The organism is Kitasatospora sp. NPDC002965 (genome assembly GCF_040611255.1).
GTDB lineage: Bacteria > Actinomycetota > Actinomycetes > Streptomycetales > Streptomycetaceae > Kitasatospora.
The window spans coordinates 1-24,485 of sequence record NZ_JBEXNT010000057.1 but is presented as its reverse complement, the minus strand read 5'-3'; the positions used below and the strand labels follow the sequence as shown (position 1 = coordinate 24,485).

The 24,485-nt window shown below is 74.0% G+C and carries 20 protein-coding genes and 1 rRNA gene; 13 read left to right on the top strand and 8 right to left on the bottom strand.

Going from position 1 to position 24,485, the window contains the following annotated elements; all coding sequences use genetic code 11:
• Positions 1–6 precede the first annotated feature (6 nt).
• The 3 genes from ABZY91_RS22105 (at position 7) to ABZY91_RS22095 (ending at position 2,323) form a co-directional block, all read left to right on the top strand.
• Entirely contained in the window at positions 7–588 is a 582-nt protein-coding gene (locus ABZY91_RS22105; RefSeq protein WP_355404657.1) for a GNAT family protein, read from the top strand.
• A gap of 190 nt (positions 589–778) precedes the next feature.
• Positions 779–1,591 carry an enoyl-CoA hydratase/isomerase family protein gene (locus ABZY91_RS22100; RefSeq protein WP_329949369.1) on the top strand — a complete coding sequence of 271 codons (813 nt, stop codon included), beginning with the start codon at positions 779–781 and terminating at the stop codon, positions 1,589–1,591.
• Positions 1,592–1,735: 144 nt separating this feature from the next.
• Positions 1,736–2,323: a hypothetical protein gene (locus ABZY91_RS22095; RefSeq protein ID WP_355404655.1), complete on the top strand. Its 588-nt coding sequence runs from the start codon at positions 1,736–1,738 to the stop codon at positions 2,321–2,323.
• An 88-nt stretch (positions 2,324–2,411) separates the two neighbouring features.
• Here ABZY91_RS22095 and ABZY91_RS22090 read toward each other — a convergent pair whose 3' ends face one another.
• Positions 2,412–3,629 carry an acyl-CoA dehydrogenase family protein gene (locus tag ABZY91_RS22090; RefSeq protein WP_355404653.1) on the bottom strand — a complete coding sequence of 406 codons (1,218 nt, stop codon included), beginning with the start codon at positions 3,627–3,629 and terminating at the stop codon, positions 2,412–2,414.
• 114 nt (positions 3,630–3,743) lie between these two features.
• On the opposite strand from ABZY91_RS22090, the gene ABZY91_RS22085 reads away from it, so the two are divergent.
• Both ABZY91_RS22085 and ABZY91_RS22080 read left to right on the top strand, forming a co-directional pair.
• Positions 3,744–4,373: a TetR family transcriptional regulator gene (locus ABZY91_RS22085; RefSeq protein ID WP_329881962.1), complete on the top strand. Its 630-nt coding sequence runs from the start codon at positions 3,744–3,746 to the stop codon at positions 4,371–4,373.
• Positions 4,374–4,500: 127 nt separating this feature from the next.
• The gene (locus ABZY91_RS22080; protein WP_355404651.1) at positions 4,501–5,964 is read left to right on the top strand and encodes a cellulase family glycosylhydrolase; all 1,464 of its coding nucleotides are present in this window, start codon (positions 4,501–4,503) and stop codon (positions 5,962–5,964) included.
• A gap of 47 nt (positions 5,965–6,011) precedes the next feature.
• On the opposite strand, the gene ABZY91_RS22075 is transcribed toward ABZY91_RS22080, so the two are convergent.
• On the bottom strand, positions 6,012–8,036 hold the full coding sequence (locus ABZY91_RS22075) for a M3 family metallopeptidase (RefSeq protein WP_355404649.1): 2,025 nt from the start codon (positions 8,034–8,036) through the stop codon (positions 6,012–6,014).
• Between the two features lie 304 nt (positions 8,037–8,340).
• Here ABZY91_RS22075 and ABZY91_RS22070 point away from each other — a divergent pair, with 304 nt between their 5' ends.
• Positions 8,341–10,056: a bifunctional 3'-5' exonuclease/DNA polymerase gene (locus ABZY91_RS22070; RefSeq protein ID WP_355404647.1), complete on the top strand. Its 1,716-nt coding sequence runs from the start codon at positions 8,341–8,343 to the stop codon at positions 10,054–10,056.
• Between the two features lie 46 nt (positions 10,057–10,102).
• Here the strand turns inward: ABZY91_RS22070 and dhaM are convergent, their stop codons facing one another.
• Entirely contained in the window at positions 10,103–10,495 is a 393-nt protein-coding gene (gene dhaM, locus ABZY91_RS22065; protein WP_355404645.1) for a dihydroxyacetone kinase phosphoryl donor subunit DhaM, read from the bottom strand.
• 131 nt (positions 10,496–10,626) lie between these two features.
• On the opposite strand from dhaM, the gene dhaK reads away from it, so the two are divergent.
• Both dhaK and dhaL read left to right on the top strand, forming a co-directional pair.
• Positions 10,627–11,622: a dihydroxyacetone kinase subunit DhaK gene (gene dhaK / locus ABZY91_RS22060; RefSeq protein ID WP_355404643.1), complete on the top strand. Its 996-nt coding sequence runs from the start codon at positions 10,627–10,629 to the stop codon at positions 11,620–11,622.
• 30 nt (positions 11,623–11,652) lie between these two features.
• Entirely contained in the window at positions 11,653–12,306 is a 654-nt protein-coding gene (dhaL, locus tag ABZY91_RS22055; protein WP_355404641.1) for a dihydroxyacetone kinase subunit DhaL, read from the top strand.
• An 89-nt stretch (positions 12,307–12,395) separates the two neighbouring features.
• Here dhaL and ABZY91_RS22050 read toward each other — a convergent pair whose 3' ends face one another.
• Positions 12,396–13,571, bottom strand: a complete 1,176-nt coding sequence (locus ABZY91_RS22050; protein WP_329881955.1) for a PP2C family protein-serine/threonine phosphatase — start codon at positions 13,569–13,571, stop codon at positions 12,396–12,398.
• Between the two features lie 162 nt (positions 13,572–13,733).
• Between ABZY91_RS22050 and ABZY91_RS22045 the strand changes: the two genes are divergently transcribed.
• From ABZY91_RS22045 to ABZY91_RS22035, 3 genes are all read left to right on the top strand, one after another.
• A complete protein-coding gene (locus ABZY91_RS22045; protein ID WP_355404639.1) occupies positions 13,734–14,681 on the top strand; it encodes a PrsW family glutamic-type intramembrane protease in 948 nt (315 codons plus the stop codon).
• Between the two features lie 287 nt (positions 14,682–14,968).
• Entirely contained in the window at positions 14,969–15,187 is a 219-nt protein-coding gene (locus tag ABZY91_RS22040) for a heavy-metal-associated domain-containing protein (protein ID WP_329881953.1), read from the top strand.
• A gap of 73 nt (positions 15,188–15,260) precedes the next feature.
• The gene (locus tag ABZY91_RS22035; protein ID WP_355404637.1) at positions 15,261–17,588 is read left to right on the top strand and encodes a heavy metal translocating P-type ATPase; all 2,328 of its coding nucleotides are present in this window, start codon (positions 15,261–15,263) and stop codon (positions 17,586–17,588) included.
• 105 nt (positions 17,589–17,693) lie between these two features.
• On the opposite strand, the gene ABZY91_RS22030 is transcribed toward ABZY91_RS22035, so the two are convergent.
• From ABZY91_RS22030 to ABZY91_RS22020, 3 genes are all read right to left on the bottom strand, one after another.
• Positions 17,694–18,413 carry an SDR family oxidoreductase gene (locus ABZY91_RS22030; protein ID WP_329874386.1) on the bottom strand — a complete coding sequence of 240 codons (720 nt, stop codon included), beginning with the start codon at positions 18,411–18,413 and terminating at the stop codon, positions 17,694–17,696.
• 560 nt (positions 18,414–18,973) lie between these two features.
• Positions 18,974–20,263 carry a citrate synthase gene (locus ABZY91_RS22025; protein WP_329874384.1) on the bottom strand — a complete coding sequence of 430 codons (1,290 nt, stop codon included), beginning with the start codon at positions 20,261–20,263 and terminating at the stop codon, positions 18,974–18,976.
• A gap of 224 nt (positions 20,264–20,487) precedes the next feature.
• Complete coding sequence (locus tag ABZY91_RS22020) at positions 20,488–22,731, bottom strand: ATP-dependent RecD-like DNA helicase (protein ID WP_355404634.1); 2,244 nt, start codon at positions 22,729–22,731, stop codon at positions 20,488–20,490.
• Between the two features lie 124 nt (positions 22,732–22,855).
• Here ABZY91_RS22020 and ABZY91_RS22015 point away from each other — a divergent pair, with 124 nt between their 5' ends.
• Together ABZY91_RS22015 and ABZY91_RS22010 are read left to right on the top strand one after the other, a co-directional pair.
• Positions 22,856–23,644, top strand: a complete 789-nt coding sequence (locus tag ABZY91_RS22015; protein ID WP_355404632.1) for a VOC family protein — start codon at positions 22,856–22,858, stop codon at positions 23,642–23,644.
• Between the two features lie 177 nt (positions 23,645–23,821).
• A complete protein-coding gene (locus tag ABZY91_RS22010) occupies positions 23,822–24,298 on the top strand; it encodes a GNAT family N-acetyltransferase (RefSeq protein ID WP_329947943.1) in 477 nt (158 codons plus the stop codon).
• A gap of 99 nt (positions 24,299–24,397) precedes the next feature.
• On the opposite strand, the gene rrf is transcribed toward ABZY91_RS22010, so the two are convergent.
• Positions 24,398–24,485 (bottom strand): 5S ribosomal RNA (gene rrf / locus ABZY91_RS22005); the annotation flags it as partial.

Below are 24,485 nucleotides of genomic sequence, written 5' to 3'. Positions count from 1 at the left end.
CAGCCCATGTTCGCCCTTCCCCTCGCCGAGAACGCCGTGCTCCGCCCGCTGGAGCCGTGGCAGGCCCCCGAGTACCTGGCCCACATCGAGCGCGGCCGGGCGCACATCGACCGGTGGATCGGCTGGGCCGCCCTGGCCACCGACCTCGAGTCGGCCCGCGCCGTCCTGCAGCGCTACGCCGACCGGCAGGCCGCCGACTCCGCCCGGCTCTTCGGGATCTGGCTGGACGGCACGCTGGTCGGCGGCGTGATGTTCGTGCAGTGGGACACCAAGACCGGCACCTGCGAGATCGGCGTCTGGACCGAGCCCGCCGCCGAGGGCCGGGGCATGATCGGCACCGCCGTCCGGCTCCTGATCGACTACGCCTTCACCACCCGGGGCATGCACCGGATCGAGTGGCACAACCGGCCCGACAACGTCCGCAGCCGGGCGGTCGCCCAGCGGCTGGGCTTCACGCTGGAGGGCGTCATGCGGGAGAGCTACCTGCACCGCGGCGTCCACCACGACGGCGAGGTCTGGTCGATGCTCACCCACGAGTGGAAGCCCGCGGGCGGCCCGGCCGGGGCGGCGGAGGCTGCCGGGGCGTAGGAAGTCTCGGGGGCTTCGGGCACGCCCGGGGCTTCGGGGACACCCGGGGTTTCGGGGACGCCCTGACCGCGCCGTCGGTCCGGGACCCCCGGCCCGGTGGGTGCACCCGTCGGGCCGGCGGCCCCGGACCGCACCGCGGCATCCGGTCCTGAGAGAGTGGCCGCACCCGTCCACCCTCCCGGAGGTGCCCATGGCCGCCAGGCCGCTGCTGACGCGGGACCGCACCCCGCTGCCCACCCACGTCGACGGCCTCAACGCCCACCTCGGCGAGGACGGCCTGGCGGTCCTGGAGTTCGACCGCCCGCACCGGCGCAACGCCGTCACCCTGGAGATCTGGCAGGCCCTGCCGAAGGTGCTGCTGCGCCTGGCCGAACAGCCCGGCCTGCGCGCCCTGCTGGTGACCGGCGCGGGCGGCACCTTCAGCGCCGGTGCCGACATCGACGAACTCGCCGGGGTCTACGGCGACCCGGACCGCGCCGACGAGTACCACGCGATCAACGTCGCCGCCGAGGAGGCGCTGGCCGCCTTCCCGCACCCGACGATCGCCGTGGTCCACGGCGCCTGCGTGGGAGGCGGCTGCCAGCTCGCGGTCGCCTGCGACCTGAGGTTCGTCGCCGAGGACGCGCGGCTCGGCATCACGCCGGCCAAGCTCGGCGTGGTCTACCCGGCGGTGCCCACGCTGCGGCTGGCCCGGCTGGTCGGACCGTCCCGCGCCAAGTACCTGCTGTTCTCCGGCGAGCTGCTGCCCGCCCCGGACGCCGCCGCGTTCGGCCTGGCCGACCGGGTCCTCCCGGCCGCCGAACTGGACGCCGCCGCGCTGGACTTCGCCCGCCTGCTGACCACCCGTTCGCCGCAGACCATCGGCGCCGTCAAGGCCGCCCTGGCCGTCGCTCCGGAGCAGGCCGCGGCGGCCCTCGCGCCCTGGGAACGCCGTTCCCGCGAGTCGCCCGACGTCCGGGAGGGGCTCGCGGCCTTCCTGGAGCGCCGGCCGCCCCGGTTCTGAGCCCCGCCGCGCCTCGGTCCGCCGCCCTCGCGGTGTCACCGTGCCGCCGTGTCACCGTGCCGCAGTGCCGCCGTACCGCCGCGCAGCCGTCGATATGATCATCCGACCGTTCCGCCGCCGAGTCCGTCCTGGAGCCCCACCGCGATGACCGAGCCCACGCCCGTGACGATCCGGGCCCGGCAGATCACCGACGGCCTGGAGCCGAAGAACGTGATCATCTGCCTGGTCCTCCTGCTCGGCGGGGTGCGGTACGGCTGGAACGGGCTCGGCTGGGCGGCGTTCGCGGCGCTCTTCGCGGCCGTGATCCCGACCCTGTTCATCCGGCGCGGCATCCGCAGGGGCACCCTTGAGGACCGGCACGTCGGCCACCGGCAGCGGCGGCTGACGGTCCTCCCGTTCGTCATGGGCTCGGTCGCGACGGCCTTCGGCGTGATGCTCGGCCTGGACGCGCCGGCCGACCTCACCGCGATCGTGCTGGCGATGTTCGCCTCGCTGGTCCCGATCCTGGTGATCACCGTCTGGTGGAAGGTCTCGGTGCACACCGCCGTGGCGAGCGGCGCGACGGTGTGCCTGGCGATCGCGCTCGGGCCCTGGTGGCTGCTGCTCTACCCGCTGGTCGCGGCGATCGGCTGGTCCCGGGTGGTGCTGCGGGACCACACCCCCGCGCAGACCGTCGTCGGCACGGTGGTGGGCGCGCTGTCCGCCGGGCTCGCCTTCTGGGCCGCCCGCTGAGGCCCGCCCCACCGGGCGCCGCGGACCCCGCAGACACAGCGGACCCCACGGACGCCGCAGACCCGACGGGCGCCGCGGACCCCGCCGCTCAGCGGATCGGAAGTCCGGAGACCGCCCGGGCGATCACCAGGCGCTGGATCTCACTGGTCCCCTCGAAGATCGAGTAGATCGCGCTGTCCCGGTGCATCCGCTCGACCGGGTACTCCCGGGTGAAGCCGTTGCCGCCGAGGATCTGCATCGCCTGCGCGGTGACCCACTTGGCGGTCTCGCCCGCGTACAGCTTGGACATCGAGCCCTCGGCCGAGGTGAACGGCAGGTTGTTCGCGGCCATCCAGGAGGCCCGCCAGACCAGCAGCCGGGAGGCGTCGATCCGGGTCTTCATGTCGGCCAGCTGGAAGGCCACCCCCTGGTTGTCGATGATCGGGCGGCCGAACTGCACCCGGGTCTTCGCGTAGTCGAGAGCCACCTCGTACGCGGCCCGGGCGATGCCGATCGCCTGTGCGCCGACGGCCGGGCGGGAGGCCTCGAAGGTGGCCATCGCCGCGTTCCGCCCGCCCTTGCGGACGCCCTCCCGGGCGCGGGCGAGGCGCTCGTCCAGCTTCTCCCGGCCGCCGAGCAGGCAGTGCCCGGGCACCCGGACGGCGTCCAGCACCACCTCGGCGGTGTGCGAGGCCCGGATGCCGTGCTTCCTGAACTTCTGGCCCTGGCTCAGCCCGGGGGTGCCCGGCGGCACCACGAAGGAGGCCTGCCCGCGCGCGCCGAGCGCCGGGTCGACGGTGGCCACCACCACGTGGACGGCGGCGATCCCGCCGTTGGTCGCCCAGGTCTTCGTGCCGTCGAGCACCCACTCGTCGGTGGCCTCGTCGTACACGGCCCGGGTGCGCAGCGCGGAGACGTCGGAGCCGGCGTCCGGCTCGGAGGAGCAGAACGCGGCCACCTTGACGTCGTCCGGGGTGCCGAACATCTGCGGCGCCCAGGTGCCGATCTGCTCGTCGGTGCCGTTGGCGAGCACGGCGACGGCGGCCAGTGTGGTGCCGACGATGGAGAGGCCGATGCCGGCGTCTCCCCAGAACAGTTCCTCCATGGCGATCGGTATGCCCACGCCGGAGGGGTCGAAGTACTGCTGGGCGTAGAAGTCGAGCGAGTAGATGCCGAGCTTGGCGGCCTCCTGGATGATCGGCCAGGGGGTCTCCTCGCGCTCGTCCCACTCGGCGGCGGCGGGCCGCATCACGTCGGCGGCGAAGCCGTGCAGCCAGTCGCGTACGGCGAGCTGGTCCTCGCCCGGGTCCAGCGAGAAGGTGCTCATGGGTGCGTGCCTCCGAAGAAGGGTGCGGCCGACCGGGGTGTTACCTCGGGTAACATCGTCGGAGTCTGCTACTGCTTGGTAACCGGTGTCAACGCCCTAGCGAAGGAACAGCGCATGTCCCCAGAGCCCCGCCGGGAGCAGTTGCTCAACGCCGCCGACCGGGTCGTCCAGCGCGACGGGCCCGGCGCCAGCATGAACGCGATCGCCGCCGAGGCGGGCATCACCAAACCGATCCTCTACCGCCACTTCGGCGACCGGAACGGCCTGATCAGGGCGCTGACCGAGCGGCACACCGGCGGGCTGCTGGCCGCCGTCCGCGCCGCGCTCGCCGAACCGCTGGAGCGGCGCGACCGGGTCGAACACGTGCTGGACACCTACCTGGCCGGGATCGAGTCCCGCCCGCAGGTGTACCGGCTGCTCACCCACCCCGAGCCGGGCGACCCGAGCGGAGCCGGGAACGCGCTCGCGCCGGCGCTGCGCCAGATCGCCGAGGAGATCACCCGGGCCGTCGCGGGCCAGGTCGACCTCGGCGCAGACCGCGAACTCCTCGCCGAGGCCTGGGGGCGGGGCATCACCGGCATGGTGCTGGCGGCCGGGGACTGGTGGCTGGAGTCCAAGCCCTGCTCCCGGGCCCGGATGGTCCAGGCCCTCGCCGACCTGCTCTGGGGCCGGCTGGCCGCCGCGGCCGACCTGCCGACCGCCCTGTCCACCGGCTCGGCGGCGCCGGAGCCGACAGCCGGCTGAGGCCACACCTCCGCCCCGCCGCCCCCACACCCCGCCGGCCCGGCGCCGACTCCCCACCGCGCCCTTGTGCCGGACATGCCGGCCCCGGCATCATCGGGCCCCACCCTCCCCCGCTCCGGAGGTCCCGATGCGCCTGCGCCGCACCGCCGTTGCCCTCCTGCTCGCCGCCATCATCGCCGGCACCGCGCTGTCCGCCCCACCCGCCGCGGCCCGGCCACCGCACCGTCAGGCGGCGTTCCCCACCGCCGCCGTCACCGGCCCGGACGGCCGCACCGACCCGGTCGACGCCGACGGCCGCCGGCTCCGGCTGCGCGGCTTCAACCTCGACAAGTACGCCGAGGCCACCGAGCAGGACGTCGAGTCCCTCGCCGCCCGGGGCTTCACGCTGATCCGGGTGGCCGTCTCGTGGACCAGACTGGAGCCCCGCCGCGGCCGGCTGGACCAGGCCGAGCTGGGCCGCCTGCACCGGCTCCTCGACTGGGCCGACCGGTACGGCGTGCTCGCCCTGGTCGACTTCCACCAGGACGTCTACGGCCCGAAGTTCGGCGGCGGCGACCGCGGCGTCCCGCTCTGGGCGACCCGCGACGACGACCTGCCCTTCGAGGCCGACCCCGACGACTGGTTCGCCGGCTACTTCCAGCCCGCCGTCCAGGCCGCCTTCCGCCACCTCTACGACGACCCCGACCTCCGCGCCTGGCAGGCCGACTTCTACACCCGGCTGGCCCGCGAACTCCGCGGCCACCGCTCGCTCCTGGGCTACGACCTGTTCAACGAACCGTTCGGCCCGGTGGACGGCGACCCGACCGACCCCGCGGTGCTCGCCGCCGCCTCCGCCGCGCTGGAGCAAGGCCGGCTCGCCGACATGTACCGCCGGCTGATCGCCGCCGTGCGCCGGGTCGACCGGCGCGCCTGGCTGTTCGTCGAACCGACCGTCCTGGTCGGCCAGGGCGTGCCGACCCGGTTGCCGGGCTTCACCGACCCCCGCCCCGGCGCCCCCCGGCTCGGCTACGCGCCGCACTTCTACGACACCGCCGTCGAGTCCGGCGCCGACTGGGACCCGGCCGGCGGCTTCGTGGAGGACTACACCGCCGCGATCGCCGCGTACCCGGCCGCGCACCGGCTGCCGGTGCTGGTCGGCGAGTGGGGGCCGCCCGACGCCCGCAGGCCCGGGAACGCCCTGCTGGTCCGCCGCCAGGTCGACGCCATGGACGGCTTCGCCGCCGGCTGGGCGATGTGGTACTGGTGCCGGGGCGACGGCGGCTACTGCGCCCTCGATCCGGCCGGGCGGCCGGCCCCGGGCCACGGACCGGCCTTCGGCCCCCACCCGGCCGCGGTGGCCGGGACGGCCGCGCGCACCACCGCGGACGGCGCCGCGCACACCGTCCGGTGGGCCGCCGACGGCACCGGCCACGCCACCGAACTCGTCCTGCCCGCCGCCGCGTTCCCGGCCGGCGTGCGGATCACCGTGCGACCGGCCGGCGCGCTGGTCGCGCTCGACCAGCCCACCGGGGAGCGGGCCGGCACCGCCCGGATCCGCCTCCCGGGTGCCCGGCCGGGCACCGCGGTCACCGTCACCCTCGAAGGGCGCTGACGCCCGGCGGCGGGTCCGCCGCCGGGCAGCGCCCCCCGGTGGCGTTCCTAGGCCAGCCCGCGCCGCGCCAGCAGCGGGCCGGTCTCCGGGTCGCGCCCGACCACCGCGCGGAACGAGGCCAGCGCGTCCCGGCCGTCCCCGCGCGCGAGCAGCTCCCGGCGGAACACCTCGCCGCTCTCCCGCACGCTCCGGCCGTTCCCCTCGAACCACTCCACGGTGTCGGCGTCCAGCACCTCCGACCAGATGTACGCGTAGTAGCCCGCGCTGTAGCCGCCGGCGAAGATGTGCGCGAAGTAGTTGGTCCGGTAGCGGGGCGGCACCGCGGCCACCGCCAGCCCGGCCTTGGCCAGCGCCGCCGCCTCGAACTCCTCCGCGTCGGCCACCTCCTGGCCCTCCGGCAGGGTGTGCCAGGCCCAGTCCAGCAACGCCGCCGCCAGGTACTCGACGGTCCGGAACCCCTGCCCGAAGGACTCGGCCGCCCCGATCCGCTCGACCAGCTCGGCCGGCAGCGGCTCGCCCGTCTCGTGGTGCTTCGCGTAGTTGGCCAGCACCTCCGGCCGGACCATCCACATCTCGTTCACCTGCGAGGGGAACTCCACGAAGTCCCGCGGCACGGCCGTCCCCGCGAAGTACGGGTACCGCACGTCCGAGAAGAGCCCGTGCAGGGCGTGCCCGAACTCGTGGAACAGCGTGCGGACCTCGTCCCAGGAGAGCAGCACCGGCTCCCCGGGCGCGGGCTTGGCCACGTTCAGGTTGTTGTACACCACCGGCCGCCGGCCCAGCAGGTGCGACTGGGTGACCAGTTCGTCCATCCAGGCGCCGCCGCGCTTGGACTCCCGGGCGTGGAAGTCGCCGAGGAAGAGGCCCAGCGGGGCCCCGTCCTCCTCGAACACCTCGAAGACCCGGACGTCCGGGTGGTACGCGACGAGGTCCGGCCGCTCGGTGAAGGTCACCCCGTAGGCCAGGTTCGCGGCGAAGAAGACGCCGTCCCGGAGCACCCGCTCCAGCTCGAAGTACGGGCGCAGCGCCCCCGCGTCCACCTGGTACGAGGCCTGCCGCACCTGCTCCGCGTAGTAGGCCCAGTCGTGCGCGGCGATCTCCTCGATGCCGTCGGCGGCGGCCAGCTTGCCCAGCTCGGCCGCCTCCCGGCGGGCGTTGGCGACCGCCGGCGGCACCAGCCGGGCCAGCAGCGCGTCCACCGCAGCGACCGAACCTGCCGTCTCGTCCGCCACCACGTACGCGGCGTGGGTGTCGAAGCCCAGCAGGCGGGCGCGTTCGGCGCGCAGCGCGGCCATCCGGATCGCGAGCGGGCCGTTGGTGTCCACCGCGCGGCCGAGCGAGGCGGCGAGCAGGCGCTCGCGCACCGAGCGGTCGGTGAGGGAGGAGAGTTCGGTCTGGTTGGAGAAGTTCTTCAGGCTGAGCACGTACGTGCCGTCCAGGCCGAGCGCGCGGCCGTTCTCCGCCGCCGCGGCGACCGCGTCCGGCGAGAGGCCGGCCAGCTGATCGGCGGAGTCCAGCACCAGCGCCCGGGCCTTGGAGTCCGCCGAGACGTTCTGGCGGAACGCCGAGGCGCCGACGGCCAGTTCGGCGTTGAGCTCGCGGAGCCGGTCCTGCTGCTCGGCGCCGAGCCGGGCGCCGGCCCGGACGAAGGCGGTGTGCCGGCGCTCCAGCAGGCGCAGCGACTCCTCGTCCAGTCCGAGCGCGTGGCGGCGCCCGTGCAGTTCCTCGATCCGGGCGAACAGCGCGGCGTCCAGGTGGACGGCGTCCCGGTGCGCGGCCAGCCGCGGGCTGATCTCGGCGTCGATCCGGTCCACCTCGGGGGTGGTGTCGGCGGAGGAGTGGTTGTCGAAGACCCCGCGGACCCGGCGCAGCAGCGCCCCCGAGCGCTCCAGCGCGATCAGGGTGTTGTCGAAGGTCGGCGACTCCGGGTCTGCGGTGATCGCGGCGATCTCGGCGAGCTGTTCGGCCATCCCGCGCTCGAAGGCGGGCAGGTAGTGGTCCGGCCGGATCTCGGCGAACGGCGGCAGTTCGTAGGCCAGCGTGCTCGGCCTGAAGAACGGGTTCTCGGTCATTCCGCCGACCCTACGCGGTGTCATCGGCCCTGCCTACGTCCCCGCCCGCCCGCCGGGCGCACCGCTCCCGCCGTGCGCCCGGACCCCCGGCGCCACCCCGCGCCAGCACCTCCCGGACCGCCGCTCCCCTCCTCCTCCGGGGCACCCCGGACGATCCCGCGGCCGGCCGCGGACCACCCGGGGGCCACGCCCGGGAACCGGCCCCGGACCGCCTCGCTCCGGTTGTCACACCCACCCGCTACCGTCGAGTTCCGCCCGCCGTACGCCCCTCGTACGGCACCCGTCCCGACGAAAGGAGCCCCCCGTGACACCCCGGATCGCCCTCGTCCCCGACCCGCACGGCCGCGGCGGCCGGCTCCAGCCGCTCGACGACGCGGGTACCCCGCTCGGCCCGCCCGTCCCCGCGCCCGACCTCGCCGCCGCCGTCGCCGCACGGGAGGCCGCCGACCACCCGCGCTGGGTCTGGGCCGCCACCGACTCCGGCTACGCGCCGCTGCTCCCACAGCTGCCCGACCGGCTCGCCCGCTGCCACGACCTGCGGCTGGTCGAGGCCCTGCTGCTGGCCCACGAGGGCCGGTTCGGCGCGCCGCGCTCGCTCGGCGCCGCCTGGGCCCGGCTCCTCGGCCGGCCCGTCCCCGCCGACCTGCCCGAGCCCGGCTCCGCCGAGGCCGGCGACGGCCAGGACACCCTGTTCGCCCCGGACCGGCTGCAACTGCCGCCCGGCGCCGACCCGCTGGCCGCCGTGGTCGCCGTGCACGCCGAGCAGCAGCGCCGGCTCGCCGCGATCGCCGATCCGGTCGCACGGGCCCGGTTCCGCCTGCTGATCGCCGCGGAGTCGGCCGGCGCCCTGGTCGCCGCCGAGATGGCGCACGACGGTCTGCCCTGGCGCGCCGACGTCCACGACCGGCTGCTCACCGAACTGCTCGGCCCCCGCCCCGCCGTGCCCGGCAGCCGGCCGAGACTCCTCGCCGAGCTGGCCGCCGAACTGCAGCAGGCACTCGGCGGCCGCCCGTTCAACCCCGACTCGCACAGCCAGGTGCTGCGTGCCTTCGCCGACGCCGGCATCCAGCTCGGCTCCACCCGGTCCTGGGAACTGAAGGCCGTGGACCACCCCGCCGCGAGCCTGCTGGTCCGCTACAAGGAGCTCTCCCGGATCCACGCCGCGCACGGCTGGGCCTGGCAGGACGCCTGGGCGCGCGGCGGCCGGTTCCGCCCCGAGTACGTGGTCGGCGGGGTGGTCTCCGGCCGCTGGGCGAGCCGGGGCGGCGGCGCGCTGCAGATCCCGCGCATCCTGCGCCGCGCCGTGGTCGCCGACCCGGGCTGGCTGCTGGTCGTCGCCGACGCCGCACAGCTGGAGCCGCGCGTCCTGGCCGCCCTCTCCCGGGACGCCGGGCTGGCCCGCACCGCGGCCGGCGGCGACCTGTACGAGGCGCTCGCCGCCAACGCCTTCCAGGGCGACCGCGAAAAGGCCAAGCTGGGCCTGCTCGGCGCCATGTACGGCCAGACCAGCGGCGACATCGGCCCGCTGCTCACCACGCTGCACCACCGCTACCCGGCCGCGATGGGCTACGTCGAGGCGGCCGCCCGCACCGGCGAGGACGGCGGCGTGGTCGCCTCCCGGCTGGGCCGGCCCTGCCCGCCGCCCTCGGCGGACTTCCTCGACCTGACCGAGGCACCCGAGACGGCGGGCGACGCCGGCGGGCGCTCGGCCCGCGCCCGGGGCCGGTTCACCCGCAACTTCGTCATCCAGGCCAGCGCCGCGGACTGGGCCCTCGCCCTGCTGGCCGCGCTGCGCCGCCGTCTCCACGCCCTGCCGGTCGCCGGTCCGGGCGACCGGCCGCACCTGGTCTTCTTCCAACACGACGAGGTGGTGGTGCACACCCCGGCCAACCTGGCCGACGAGGTGGCCGCCGCCGTCGGCGAGGCCGCGGAGGAGGCACGGCGGCTGGTCTTCGGGGAGACGCCGGTGCGGTTCCCGCTCACCACCGCGGTGGTCGAGTGCTACGCCGACGCGAAGTAGCCCGGGGCGGGCAGGGCGACCCGGGCGACCGGGCCCGGGGCGGGCGTCAGAGCTTGTGGAAGCCGCGGGCCTCCTCGGCCGCCGCGACGACCTCGGACAGCGCGGCGCCGGTCGAGGCGGTCACCGCGGCGGAGACCGCGCCCTCCACGAACGGCGCGTCGACCAGGACGACACCGGGTCGCGGGTCGTCCTCCAGCACGGTCACGGCGGTCAGCACCGAGCTCCCGAGGTCGGGCAGCACCACCACACCGGCCCCGGCGTCCGCCTCGGCGACGGCCCGGGCGATCAGGTCGTAGCTGGTGCCGAGCCCGCCCGTCTCGGTGCCGGCCGCCACCACCACCCGCACCGCGTCCGAGGCGAGTTCCCCCAGCAGTTCCTTCAGCCCGGCGGCCAGCCGCGCGCTGTGCGAGACCAGGACGATGCCCACGTAGTCGCTCATGGCCCGACCCTACGGCGCTGCTCCACCCGGGTGAGCCGGACCGGCCGTTCCCGCGTGTCGGAATCCGTGCCCGCACCACCCGTCTGGCGTAGCGTCGGGTCAGCACCGTCTACCGAGGGGAGCGCAACACCGTGAAGAAGCTCATCAACGCCGCGGAGACCGTCCTGGAGGACGCGCTGGCCGGATTCGCGGCCGCGCACCCGGAGTTGACGGTGGACGCGGCCAACCGGGTGATCACCCGCGCCGCGCGGCCGGGCACGTCCAAGGTCGCCCTGGTCTCCGGCGGCGGCTCCGGCCACGAACCCCTGCACGGCGGTTTCGTCGGCCCCGGCATGCTGGACGCGGCCTGCCCGGGCGAGATCTTCACCTCCCCCGTCCCCGACCAGGTGCTGGCCGCCGCCCGGGCGGTGGACTCCGGCGCGGGCGTGGTCCTCGTGGTGAAGAACTACACCGGCGACGTGATGAACTTCGAGCTCGCCGCCGAGCTGGCCGCCGAGGAGGGCCTGGAGGTCCGCACCGTGCTGGTCGACGACGACGTCGCGGTCGAGGACTCGACCTGGACGGCCGGCCGCCGCGGCACCGGCGCGACGGTGCTGGTCGAGAAGATCGCCGGCGCGCTGGCCGAGCGCGGTGCCACGCTGGACGAGGTGGCCTCCCTGGGCGGCCGGGTGAACGCGGCCTCCCGCTCGTTCGCGATCGCGCTGACCGCGGCGACCGTCCCGGCGGCGGGCAAGCCCGGTTTCGACCTGCCGGAGGACGAGATCGAGGTCGGCGTGGGCATCCACGGCGAGCCGGGCCGCCGCCGGGAGAAGCTCCGCCCGGCCCGCGAGCTGGCCGCCGAGGTGGTGGAGACGATCCTCGCCGACCGCCACCTGACCGCCGGGGACGAGGTGATCGCCCTGGTCAACGGCCTGGGCGGGACGCCGCTGCTGGAGCTGTACATCGTCTTCGGCGAGGTGGTCGCCAGGCTGGCCGAGCACGGCATCACCGTGGCGCGCAGCCTGGTCGGCAACTACGTGACCAGCCTGGACATGGCGGGATTCTCGGTCACCCTGACCAAGGCCGACGAGGAACTGCTGGATCTGTGGGACGCCCCGGTGGACACCCCGGCCCTGAAGCGCGCCTGACCTGCGGCACCGGGGAAGGAATGAGGAGGAATGACCGGCATGGAATTCGACACCCCGCTCGCCGAGGCGTGGATCCGCGCGATCGCGGCCTCGGTCGAGGAGGAGCAGGGTCGGCTCACCGAGCTCGACTCCGCGATCGGTGACGGCGACCACGGCAGCAATCTGCAGCGTGGCTTCGCCGCCGTGCTGCCCGCGCTGGACGGCCTGGAGCCGGCCGGGCCCGGCGCGGTGCTGACCAGGACCGGCACCACGCTGATCTCCAAGGTCGGCGGCGCCTCCGGCCCGTTGTACGGCAAGGCGTTCCGGGCGGTCGGGGCCGCGCTGCCCGGGCCCGGCGGAGGCCCGGTCGACGCGGCGGCGCTCGGTGAGGCCCTGGCCGCCGGCCTGCGCGCGGTGCGGGACCTCGGCAAGGCCGAGCCCGGCGACAAGACCATCGTCGACGCCTGGACGCCCGCGCTGGCCGCCTACCGGGACGCGGTGGCCGGCGGCGCCGGTCTGCCGGAGGCCGCCGCGGCGGCGGCCGAGGGGGCGGAGCGGGGAGCCCTGGGCACCGTGCCGTTCCAGGCCCGCAAGGGTCGCGCCTCCTACCTGGGCCCGCGCAGCGTCGGCCACCAGGACCCGGGCGCCACTTCCACCGCGCTGGTCTTCCGGGCACTGGCCGAGGCTGCCTCGCGCGCCGGCTAGGACGGCCGGCGACGAACGACGGGCGGCGGACGGCAGGCGGCAGGCGGCCGGCGGACGGCGGACGGCGGACGGCGGACGGCAGGACCGGCCTACCCGCCGTCCGTCCGGGTGATCAGGAGCAGCAGCGCGTCGTCCCGCAGCTCCCCGCCGGTGTGCTCCAGCAGGTCGGCGTAGACCCGGCCGACCGCCGCCTCCAGCTCCGCCGAGGAGCGGGCCGCGCCCCGGACCAGCGGGCCGACCCGCTCCGCCAGCGGGTAGAACTCGCCGTTGCGGCGATGCCTGGCCTCGATCACGCCGTCGCTGCAGAGCACCAGCACGTCCTCGGTGCCGAACGGCTGCCCCCAGCTGGCGGGCTCACCGGTGGCGAGCCGGCCGAGGCCGAGGGGCACCCACGGGTCGGGCGCGTCCAGGACGTGCGCCCCGCCGTCCGCGTCCACCCGGATCGGCGGGACGTGACCGTACTGGAGCAGTTCCACCACCCCGGGCGTGCGGAACTCGGCGAACAGCGCGGTGGTGAACTCACCGTCCGGCACGTGCCGGTCGACGCTCGCCTCGACCCGGGCCGCCACGCCGCGCAGCCCGGTCTCGTCGTACGCGGCCTCGCGGAAGGCGCCGAGCACGACGGCGGCGGTCTGCACCGCCCCGAGTCCCTTGCCCCGGACGTCGCCCACGGCGACCCGGGTCCCGTGCGGGGTCTCCAGCACCGAGTACAGATCACCGCCGATCCCCGAGGCGTCGGCGGCGGAGACGTACCGGACGGCGAGGTGCAGCGGTCCGACGACCGGGCCGGGCAGCCGGAGCAGCGCCCGCTGGGCGGCTTCGGCGACGGAGCTGACGGCCGCGAACGCCGCCGCCCGGTTCATGCGGATCTTGGCGACCAGGGCGGAGAAGAGGGTGAGGAGCAGGTAGCTGATCATCGCGCCCCAGAGGAAGCGGGCGTCGTTGAGGGTGTCGACCTCGTCGTAGTGGCTGAGGCCGAAGACGGCGAGCAGACCGAGGAGGCAGACGGCGAGCAGTTCGAGCGGGCGCAGGGTGAGGGCGGCGATGCTGGGCACGACCGTCATCAGCGGGGCGAGGTAGCGGTCCCGGCCGGAGATCAGGTCGGTGAGCCCGACCAGCAGGATCGCGATCAGCGCGGGCGAGGCGCGGCGCCAGAACGGGATGTCCTGGAGGTCGACCGCCAGCAGGACGCCGCGTCGTCGGGCCCAGGACAGCCCGCTGCCCGTCGGGACGGAGGGCGACTGGGCTCGGCGGTACGGAGACACATATCGAACATAACGGACGATCAACAACCCCACCTGCGCACCCCGGCCCGGCGGGCCCCGGCTAGCCCGACCGCACTCATCCCACTCGTCCAAAACGTACCAAAGAGTCCGATTTGTCATACAGTGCGACGAAAGCGGCTCACGCAAGGGAGGCCTCCACCGGTGTCCGGATACCGCCACACCCCCCGCATCTCCGCACCCCCCGCCCGCCCGGCGGCCCGCCCCGCCCAGTGGCCCAGGATCTTCCTGGTCGGAGCGCTGCTCTGGATCGCCACCGTCGCCGTCACCTTCCTCACGGGCAACAGCAACCTGGTGCCGACCGTCGTCCTGCTCGGCAGCTTCCTCGTCCCCGCCACCGTGACGGTCTGGGCGTACGAGCGGTACGCCGCCGACCTCGGCGCCGACCGGATCTTCGCCTGCTTCGGGATCGGCGGCGTCATCGGCGTGCTCGGCGCCTCCGTCCTGGAGACGTACCTGCTCTCCCCGTCGGTCTGGATGTACGTCGGCGTCGGCCTGATCGAGGAGGCGGTCAAACTCGGCGCCCTGATCATGGTCAGCCGACGGCTGCGGGTCAGCGGCCTGCGCTACGGCCTGGTCCTGGGCGCCACCGTCGGCGCCGGCTTCGCCGCCTTCGAGAGCGCCGGCTACGCGTTCAACGCGGTGCTCAGCATCCAGGGACTCTCCCTCAGGAACCTGGTGGAGACGGAGATCCTGCGCGGCGTCCTGGCGCCCGTCGGCCACATCCTCTGGACCGCGATCCTCGGCGGGGTGCTCTTCCGCGAGCGGCGCGCCGGGCGCTTCCGCTTCACCACCCCCGTCGCGCTCACCTACCTGGGCGTCGCACTGCTGCACGCGCTCTGGGACTCGATGAGCGGCATCGCGGTCTGGCTGGTCGCGAAGACCACCGCAGCCGACTGGCAGCGCGCCCTGTTCGACCTCGGCTACATCCCCGCCCCGACCGGCGAGCAGGCCCACCTCTACACCCTCTACGACACCGCCGGCCTGGTCGCGGTCTCGCTCGGCGGGCTGCTCTGGCTGCGGCTGCTGGTCCGCAGCGAGCGACCCAACCCGATCCCCGCCCAGTACCCGGCCGCCCCGACCAGGGGCTGACCCGACGGGCCGGCCACGGCCGCGCACGCCGGCGACGCCCCGACGACGCCACGGTTCGAACACCCGGGCCCACGGCGCTCGAATCCGCCCACGTCACGGCGCGGATTCGGGCACAGCGTGCCCGGACGCCTACGCTCTGCTCTCGGACCGCACTCCGGGAAGATCCCGAATGCGATCCACACCACATTATCCGTATCCCTACGGAATACCCCCTGTGGGTATGGTGTCATCAGAAGCAGGACCCGGGCGTACGCTCGCGGCCGTAGCGAACCTTTCGGAGGCCCCGAATGTCCAGCACCATCACCTACTCCGTGACCGGCATGAGCTGCGGCCACTGTGAGAATTCGGTCAGCAAGGAGCTCTCGACCCTGGCCGGCGTGACCGACGTGTCCGCCGACGCCAAGGCCGGCACGGTCACCGTCTCCGCGGCCTCCCCGCTGGACGACGAGCTGGTACGCGCCGCCGTCGACGAGGCCGGCTACGAACTGGTCGGCCGGTCCGTCTGAGCCCCCGCCGCGCGGCGGGGCCGGGCGACCCCCGCTCCCCCGCCGCGCCCCTCCCCAAGGAGCTGATCAGCACATGAGCACCTCCACCTCGGGCTCCACCTCCCCGGACGCGGCCACCGCCATAGCCGGCCAGGACGGCCCGGCAGACGTCCGGGAGCGCGTCGAACTGTCGATCGGCGGCATGACCTGCGCCGCCTGCGCGGCCCGGATCGAGAAGAAGCTCAACCGGATGGACGGCGTCGAGGCCACCGTCAACTACGCCACCGAGAAGGCGCGGGTCGACTACGCGCCCGGAGTGACCGTGGCCGACCTCATCGCCACCGTCGAGAACACGGGCTACACCGCCGAGCTCCCCCCGCCGCCGGTGGCCGCCCCCGCCACCCCGACCACCGGGACCGGGGCGTCCGCGGCGGGCGCACCGCCCCCGGCCGATCCACTGCTCGACCGGCTGCTGATCAGCGCCGTGCTCACCGTGCCGGTGGCCATGCTGTCGATGATCCCGTCGCTCCAGTTCACCAACTGGCAGTGGCTGGCGTTCGCCCTCACCGGCCCGGTGGTGGTGTACGGCGGACTGCCGTTCCACCGCGCCGCCTGGACGAACCTCAAGCACGGCGCGGCGAGCATGGACACCCTGGTCTCGCTCGGCACCCTGGCCGCCTTCGGCTGGTCGTTCTGGGCCCTGTTCTGGGGCGACGCGGGCATGGCCGGGATGCGGCACGAGTTCTCGTTCTCGGTCGGCGACGCCGACGCCTCCTCCATGCTCTACCTGGAGACGGCCGCCGCCGTCACCGTGCTGATCCTGTTCGGCCGCTACCTGGAGGCCCGCTCCAAGCGCCGCGCCGGAGCCGCCCTGCACGCGCTGCTGGACCTCGGCGCCAAGGACGTGACCGTCCTCCAGTCGGGCCGCGAGGTCCGCCTGCCGGTGACGCAGCTCGCCGTCGGCATGCGGTTCGTGGTCCGCCCCGGCGAGAAGATCGCCACCGACGGGGTGGTGGTCGAGGGCGCCTCCGCCGTGGACGCCTCGATGCTGACCGGCGAGTCGGTTCCGGTCGAGGTCGCGGTGGGCGACGCCGTCACCGGCGCCACCGTCAACGCGGGCGGCCGGCTGGTGATCGAGGCCACCCGGGTCGGCGCCGACACCCGGCTCGCCCGGATGGCCCGGCTGGTCGAGGACGCGCAGAACGGCAAGGCCGCCGCCCAGCGCCTCGCCGACCGGATCTCCGCCGTCTTCGTCCCCGTGGTCATCCTGATCGCGCTGGGCACCCTGGTCGGCCGGCTCCTGGCCGCCGACAGCCCGACCGAGGCGTTCACCGCCGCGGTCGCCGTGCTGATCATCGCCTGCCCGTGCGCCCTCGGCCTGGCCACCCCGACCGCGCTGATGGTCGGCACCGGACGCGGCGCCCAGCTCGGCATCCTGATCAAGGGCCCGGAGGTGCTGGAGACCACCCGCAAGGTGGACACCGTCGTCCTCGACAAGACCGGCACCGTCACCACCGGCAGCATGACCCTGCTCGCCGTCCGCACCGCGGAGGGCGTCACCGAGACCGAGGTCCTGCGGCTGGCCGGTGCGCTGGAGCACGCCTCCGAGCACCCCGTCGCGGCGGCCGTCGCCGCGGCCGCCGCCGAGAAGGTGGGCCCGCTGCCCGCCGTCGAGGACTTCCGGTCGCTGCCCGGACTCGGCGTGCAGGGCGTCGTCGAGGGCCACACGGTGGTGGCCGGCCGGGAGGCGCTGCTGGTCGAGCGCGCCCTCCCCCTGCCCGCGGCGCTCGCCGAGGCCAAACGCGCCGCCGAAGCGGCCGGCCGGACCACCGTCGCGGTCGGCTGGGACGGCGCGGCCCGGGCCGTCCTGGAGGTCGCCGACGCGGTGCGGCCGACCAGCGCCGAGGCCGTCGCGCACCTGCGGGCGCTCGGTCTGCGGCCCGTCCTGCTCACCGGGGACAACCGGGCCGTCGCGGAGGCCGTCGCCGCCGAGGTCGGCATCGCCGCCGAGGACGTGATCGCCGAGGTCCTGCCCGAGGACAAGGTGGCCACCGTACGGGGCCTCCAGGCCGAGGGACGGGTCGTCGCCATGGTCGGCGACGGGGTCAACGACGCCGCCGCGCTCGCCCAGGCCGACCTCGGCCTCGCCATGGGCACCGGCACCGACGCCGCCATCGAGGCGAGCGACCTCACCCTGGTCCGCGGCGACCTGCGCTCGGCCGCCGACGCGATCCGGCTCTCCCGCCGGACCCTGGCCACCATCAAGGGCAACCTGTTCTGGGCCTTCGGCTACAACGTGGCCGCGATCCCGCTGGCCGCCGCCGGCCTGCTCAACCCGATGATCGCCGGCGCCACGATGGCCTTCTCCTCGGTCTTCGTGGTCACCAACAGCCTCCGGCTGCGCCGCTTCGAGGCGGCCTGAGCACCGGCCGACCCGCCGACGCCGGGGGCCCGCACCACGAGGCGGTGCGGGCCCCCGGCCGCGAACGGCCGAGCAGCTCACCCGCGCCCGGCGGCGCGCCCGCGCTCAGCGGCCGAGCAACTCGCCGCCGTTGCAGTGCAGGATCTCGCCGGTGATGAACCCGGCCTCCTCCGAGGCCAGGAAGTGGACCGCCGCCGCGACCTCGCCGGTCTCCCCGATCCGCCCGAGCAGCGTCCGGGCCGCCCGCCGCGAGACCTCCGCGTCGTCCAGCCGCGGGCCGAAGAACTCGGTGCCCGCGACCGTCCCCGGGGCGACGATGTTGGCGGTGATGCCCGAGGTGCCGATCTGGGCGGCCAGGAAGTTGTTCCAGGCGTGCAGCGAGGCCTTGGCCGCCCCGTACGAGCCGGCGCCGCGCAGGGCCGCGATCGAACTGATGGTGACCACCCGGCCGGAACCCGGCGTGAGCCGGTCCCGGATCGACTCGGTGAGCAGCACCACGGTCAGCACGTTGCGCTCGAAGTCGCCGCGCCAGCGGGCCAGCAGGGCGTGCGGACCGGCCCCGATCACGGTCTCCCGGCTGCCGGCGTTGTTCACCAGCACGTCGACGCGCTCCGGCAGTTCGGCGAGCGCGGCCTCGACGGCGTCCGGGTCGGCGAGGTCGCAGACCAGCGGGGTGACGTTCGGCCCGAGGGCGGCGGCGGCCTGCTCCAGCACCGCACGCCGGCGACCGACGATCACGACCTGTTCGCCGGCCTCGGCGAACCGCCGCGCCACCTCGTACCCGATTCCCGTGCCACCGCCGGTGACAACGACGTTCCTGGTCATCTGCGCACTCCCTCCCCAGCTCCGCCGCCACGCTGCGAGGTGCGGGGCGGTCCGTACCGGAATGCCACGATTCCTATCACGCTAGGTTGCCGTGACTGCGGGGAGGGTGACGTCACCTCCGCCGAAACGTGTGGTATGGGCCGGGCACCACGCGCACACGGAGCGTGGCGAGAGGCAGCTCACACCCCCCGGGCGTAACTTCTCACACCCTGATACGTCTTAGGTTGGTAGTGCGGCAGTTTTTCCGGTGGGCGGAGACGTGGCGAACGGCATCACGTCACCGCGCGGCCACCGCTGCCGCCGACGGGGCTCCGGCGGGCCCCGGGTCGGTCGCCGACTTCGGCGGCCTTCGCGCACGACGCCGGGGTGTGACGGGGCCAGGGACGCTTTGAGCGGCCGTCCCTGACGACGAACCGCCCCGGAGTCGTGCGCTGTACGTTCGACGCCCCCGCGCCCGCTCCGGCGCGCCGCGGGGGCACGCACGAGGGCCCGGCCGCGGAAAGCGGCCGGGCCCTCGTGGCACCGGTGTCAGGGCGTGCGCATCGGCGTCGGGACGTGCGTCAGCGGGCGTCGAGCTCGACGTAGTCGCGGATCTCCACGCCGGTGTAGATCTGGCGCGGACGGCCGATCCGGCTGGTCGGGTCGTTGATCATCTCGTGCCAGTGGGCGATCCAGCCCGGCAGCCGGCCCAGCGCGAACAGCACGGTGAACATGCTGGTCGGGAAGCCCATCGCGCGGTAGATCAGGCCGGTGTAGAAGTCCACGTTCGGGTAGAGCTTGCGCGAGACGAAGAAGTCGTCCTTGAGCGCGTGCTCCTCCAGCTTGAGCGCGATGTCGAGCAGCTCGTCGGACTTGCCGAGCTGGCCGAGCACCTCGTGGGCGAGCAGCTTGACCTGCGCGGCGCGCGGGTCGAAGGCCTTGTACACCCGGTGGCCGAAGCCCATCAGCTTGACGCCGGCCTCGCGGTTCTTGACCTTCGTGATGAAGGCGTCGACGTCGCCGCCGTCCTGCTGGATGCTCTCCAGCATCTCCAGCACGGCCTGGTTGGCGCCACCGTGCAGCGGGCCCCAGAGCGCCGAGATGCCGGCCGAGATGGACGCGAACTGGTTCGCGTGGCTGGAGCCCACCAGGCGGACGGTGGAGGTCGAGCAGTTCTGCTCGTGGTCCGCGTGCAGGATCAGCAGCTTGTCCAGCGCGTTGACGATGACCGGGTTGAGCTCGTAGTCCTCGGCGGGGACGGCGAACATCATCCGCAGGAAGTTCTCGACGTAGCTCAGGTCGTTGCGCGGGTAGACGAACGGCTGGCCGACCGACTTCTTGTACGCGTAGGCCGCGATGGTCGGCAGCTTCGCCAGCAGGCGGACCGTCGACAGGTGGCGCTGGGCCGCGTCGAACGGGTTGTGGCTGTCCTGGTAGAAGGTGGACAGCGCGCCCACCACCGAGGACAGCATCGCCATCGGGTGGGCGTCCCGCGGGAAGCCCTGGAAGAAGCGCTTGACGTCCTCGTGCAGCAGGGTGTGCTGGGTGATCTCGCGGTTGAACTCCGCCAGCTGGTCGGCGTTCGGCAGCTCGCCGTTGATCAGCAGGTAGGCGGTCTCGATGAAGTCGCCCTTGGCGGCGAGCTGCTCGATCGGGTAACCGCGGTACCGCAGGATACCGTTGTCGCCGTCCACGAAGGTGATCGCGGACTTGTAGGCGGCGGTGTTGCCGAAACCGTTGTCCAGGGTGACCAGGCCGGTCTGCGGGAGCAGCTTCGAGATGTCGAAGCCGGCGTTGCCCGCAGTGCTCTCGACGACGGGGTACTCGTACTCGCCGTCCTGGTACCGCAGTACTACCGAGTTGTCGCTCACGTCTTCCTCACCGACGAAATGAATCCTCTTCCAAGGTGCCCTGACTGCCTCTACCATCCCCCATCCGGAGGACAGCCGCGCACCCGGGGTGGCCCGAAAGGGCCCGCCCCTACAAAACCTGCCGCCGCCGCCGGTACGAACCGGACAAGATCGGCACCACCCCAGGCTCTGCCGTAAATCTCTTCACGTCAAGAGAACAATAGAGGCAACCATCCCTTGGAGAATCATCCAGCCGCAAGCCTGTGGTCCAGCGCCGCATGCCTCCTACCTGCACTGACACTGCGGACGGCCTGTCCGATCGCCTTCCGTGACCCGACCAGCACAACGAGTTTCCGTGCCCTGGTCACGGCGGTGTAGAGCAGATTCCGCTGGAGCATCGTCCAGGCGGACGTGGTGACCGGAATCACCACCACCGGGTACTCGCTCCCCTGCGACCGGTGGATCGTCACCGCGTACGCGTGCGCGAGCTCGTCCAACTCGTCGAAGTCGTACGGCACCTCCTCGTCCTCGTCGGTGAGGACCGTCAACCGCTGGTCGTCCACGCTGAGCGAGGTCACCACTCCCACTGTGCCGTTGAAGACCCCGTTCCGCCCCTTGTCGTAGTTGTTGCGGATCTGCGTGACCTTGTCCCCCACCCGGAACGTCCGACCGCCGAACCGCCGCTCCGCCAGCCCCTCCCGGGCCGGCGTCACCGCCGCCTGGAGCAGCGTGTTGAGGTTCCCCGCCCCCGCCGGACCCCGGTGCATCGGCGCCAGCACCTGGACGTCCCGCCGGGCGTCGTAACCGAACCGCTGCGGGATCCGCCGCGCCACCACGTCCACCGTCAGACCCGCCGCCAGCTCGGCGTCGTCCTCCGCGAACAGGAAGAAGTCGGGCAGGCCCTCGGTCAGCGGCGGCAGGCCCTCGTTGATCCGGTGCGCGTTGGTCACCACCCCCGACTGCTGCGCCTGCCGGAAGATCCTGGTCAGCCGCACCGAGGGGATCGGGCCGCCCTCCGCCAGCAGGTCCCGCAGCACCTCGCCGGCCCCCACCGAGGGCAGCTGGTCGACGTCCCCCACGAAGAGCAGGTGCGCCCCCGGCGCCACCGCCTTGACCAGCTTGTTCGCCAGGATCAGGTCCAGCATCGACGCCTCGTCCACCACCACCAGGTCGGCGTCCAGCGGGCGGTCCCGGTCGTACGCGGCGTCCCCGCCCGGCCTCAGCTCCAGCAGCCGGTGCACCGTCGACGCCTCCACCCCGGTCAGCTCCGCCAGCCGCTTCGCCGCCCGGCCCGTCGGCGCCGCCAGGACCACCTTGGCCCGCTTCGCCAGCGCCAGCGTCACGATCGACTTCACCGTGAACGACTTGCCGCAGCCCGGACCGCCCGTCAGCACCGCGACCTTCTCGGTCAGCGCCAGCCGCACCGACTGCTCCTGCTCGGGCGCCAGTTCGACCCCCGTCCGCTGTGCCAGCCAGCCGAGCGCCGCCGGCCAGTCCACCGAACCGAACCACGGCATCCGGTCCGTGTCCGACCGCAGTAGCCGCAGCAGCTGGTTGGCCAGCGAGATCTCCGCCCGGTGGAACGGCACCAGGTAGACCGCCGTGATCGGCTCGCCCCCCTCGCCCGGCACCTGCTCGCGCACCACCCCCTCGGCGGCCACCAGTTCCGCCAGGCAGTCGATCACCAGCCCGACGTCGACCTGGAGCAGCTTCACCCCGTCCGCGATCAGCCGTTCCTCCGGCAGGTAGCAGTGCCCCTGGTCGCTGCTCTGCGACAGGGCGTACTGCAGCCCCGCCTTCACCCGCTCCGGGCTGTCGTGCGGGATCCCCACCGCCTGGGCGATCCGGTCCGCGGTGAGGAAGCCGATGCCCCAGACGTCCGACGCCAGCCGGTACGGCTCGTTCTTCACCACCCCGATCGAGCCGTCCCCGTACTGCTTGTAGATCCGCACGGCCAGCGAGGTCGAGACGCCGACCCCTTGCAGGAAGACCATCACCTCCTTGATGGACTTCTGCTCCTCCCAGGCGGCCGCGATCTTCTTCGTCCGCTTCGGCCCGAGCCCCGGCACCTCGATCAGGCGGCCCGGCTCGTGCTCGATCACGTCCAGGGTGTCCACCCCGAACCGCTCCACGATCCGCTCGGCGAACCGCGGCCCGATCCCCTTGATCAGCCCCGAACCCAGATACCGCTGGATCCCCTGCACCGTGGCGGGCAGCACCGTCGTGTAGTTCTCCACCACGAACTGCCGCCCGTACTGCGGGTGCGACCCCCAGCGTCCGTGCAGCCGCAGCGACTCACCCGGCTGGGCGCCCAGCAGCGCGCCCACCACCGTCAGCAGATCGTTCGCCCCGCGGCCGGTGTCGACCCGCGCCACGGTGTAGCCGGTGTCCTCGTTGGCGTACGTGACCCGCTCCAGCACGCCCTCGACCTGGGCGAGCTGGCGCGGCACCGCCGCCTCTCCGGTGCCGGTCTGCGTCTGCCTGGCCACCGAGCTCCCCTTCACCGTCCGGGTCCACTTCCGCTACGCACCGTACCGCCCGGGTGCGACACTCCGGACCGGGGTGCCAGGCTGGGGGCACGGAGGGGGCCCGCGTTCCGAGGAGCAGTGCGCCGTGCTCACCACCGCCTTCCGTCCCGGTTCCCCCAGCTGGCTCGACCTGACCAGCCCGGACACGCCCGCCTCGGCGGCCTTCTACACCGCCCTGTTCGGCTGGACCTTCGCCTCTGCGGGCCCGGCCGCCGACTACGGCCTCTTCCGGCTGGCCGGCCGGACGGTCGCCGCCCTCGGCCCGTTCACCGACTCCCTCACGCGCCCCACCTGGACGATCTACTTCCGCACCCTCGACGCGGACCGCACCACCGACCTCGTCGCGGCCGCCGGCGGCCGCATCCGCTTCCCCCCGTTCGACGTCTTCACCAGCGGCCGGACGGCCGGCTACACGGACCCCGCCGGCGCCGACTTCGCCGTCTGGCAGCCGCACGACGTCCACGGCCTGGACACCGTCACCGAGCCCGGCAGCCTCTGCTGGACGGAGTGCCACAGCGTCGACGCCGAGGCCGCCAAGACCTTCTACCGGACGGTCTTCGCCTGGCACGAGCGGGACGTCCCGATCGGCGAGACCCTCTACACCGTCCTCACCCCGCCGGACGGCGGCCTCGACGACGCCCACGGCGGCATCGTCCAGCTCGACCCCCGCCAGACCGCCGCCGGCACCTCCTCGCACTGGCTCCCCTACGTCGAGGTCCCCGACGTCGACGCCTGCCTCGCCACCGCCGAACGGCTCGGCGCGACCGTCCGGACACCCGCCACGGACGTGCACGGCGTCGGCCGGCTCGGCCGGCTCACCGACCCCCACGGCGCCGCACTCGCCGTCATCACCAGCGTGCCGCCCGGCGGGTGACGGCCGGTCACCAGGGCCGCCCCACGGACCGGACGGCCCGGGGTCGGTCGCACGGGGCGCCTGCGAGGGCGTCGGAGGGCCTTCCCCGGGCCACTCACGGGCCTGCGGGGTGAAGGCGCGCCGTCAGGGTGACGGCCGGGCGGACGAGCCCTCCAGGGCGCCGCCTAGGCTGTGATCATGAACGCCCTCTCGACCGACCTCTCGACCGACCTGACGATCCGCCGCGCGACCGCCGACGACCTGGCCGCGATCGTCGCGATGCTCGCCGACGACCCCCTGGGCGCCACCCGCGAGAGCCCCGACGACCTCACCCCGTACCGAGCCGCGTTCGCCCGCATCGACGCCGACCCGCACCAGCTCCTCGTGGTCGCCGAACGCGCCGGCCGGACCGTCGGCACCCTCCAGTTGACCGTCGTCCCCGGTCTCTCCCGGAAGGGCTCGACCCGCACCATCGTCGAGGCCGTCCGCATCCACGCCGACGAACGCGGCTCGGGCCTCGGCACCGAGCTGATCCACTGGGCGATCGACCGCTCCCGTGAACTCGGCGCCGAGCTCGTCCAGCTCACGTCGGACGCCACCCGCACCGACGCGCACCGCTTCTACGAGAGGCTCGGCTTCGTGGCTTCGCACCTCGGCTTCAAGCTCGCGCTGTAGATCCCGGGCCGCCTGTCCCGATCGGGACCGGCACGGAATTACCCCGGAAACGCAAAGAACCCCCGTCCGTATCCCGGACGGGGGTTCTTCACAATGATTGTTCGGCGGCGTCCTACTCTCCCACAGGGTCCCCCCTGCAGTACCATCGGCGCTGTGAGGCTTAGCTTCCGGGTTCGGAATGTAACCG

What these genes read in the sequence shown, in the direction of transcription:
- ABZY91_RS22105 (WP_355404657.1), top strand. Translation starts at nt 7, where the DNA reads ATGTTCGCCCTTCCCCTCGCCGAGAACGCCGTGCTCCGCCCGCTGGAG.
- ABZY91_RS22100 (WP_329949369.1), top strand. Translation starts at nt 779, where the DNA reads ATGGCCGCCAGGCCGCTGCTGACGCGGGACCGCACCCCGCTGCCCACC.
- ABZY91_RS22095 (WP_355404655.1), top strand. Translation starts at nt 1,736, where the DNA reads ATGACCGAGCCCACGCCCGTGACGATCCGGGCCCGGCAGATCACCGAC.
- ABZY91_RS22090 (WP_355404653.1), bottom strand. Translation starts at nt 3,629, where the DNA reads ATGAGCACCTTCTCGCTGGACCCGGGCGAGGACCAGCTCGCCGTACGC.
- ABZY91_RS22085 (WP_329881962.1), top strand. Translation starts at nt 3,744, where the DNA reads ATGTCCCCAGAGCCCCGCCGGGAGCAGTTGCTCAACGCCGCCGACCGG.
- ABZY91_RS22080 (WP_355404651.1), top strand. Translation starts at nt 4,501, where the DNA reads ATGCGCCTGCGCCGCACCGCCGTTGCCCTCCTGCTCGCCGCCATCATC.
- ABZY91_RS22075 (WP_355404649.1), bottom strand. Translation starts at nt 8,036, where the DNA reads ATGACCGAGAACCCGTTCTTCAGGCCGAGCACGCTGGCCTACGAACTG.
- dhaM (WP_355404645.1), bottom strand. Translation starts at nt 10,495, where the DNA reads ATGAGCGACTACGTGGGCATCGTCCTGGTCTCGCACAGCGCGCGGCTG.
- dhaL (WP_355404641.1), top strand. Translation starts at nt 11,653, where the DNA reads ATGACCGGCATGGAATTCGACACCCCGCTCGCCGAGGCGTGGATCCGC.
- ABZY91_RS22040 (WP_329881953.1), top strand. Translation starts at nt 14,969, where the DNA reads ATGTCCAGCACCATCACCTACTCCGTGACCGGCATGAGCTGCGGCCAC.
- ABZY91_RS22035 (WP_355404637.1), top strand. Translation starts at nt 15,261, where the DNA reads ATGAGCACCTCCACCTCGGGCTCCACCTCCCCGGACGCGGCCACCGCC.
- ABZY91_RS22030 (WP_329874386.1), bottom strand. Translation starts at nt 18,413, where the DNA reads ATGACCAGGAACGTCGTTGTCACCGGCGGTGGCACGGGAATCGGGTAC.
- ABZY91_RS22010 (WP_329947943.1), top strand. Translation starts at nt 23,822, where the DNA reads ATGAACGCCCTCTCGACCGACCTCTCGACCGACCTGACGATCCGCCGC.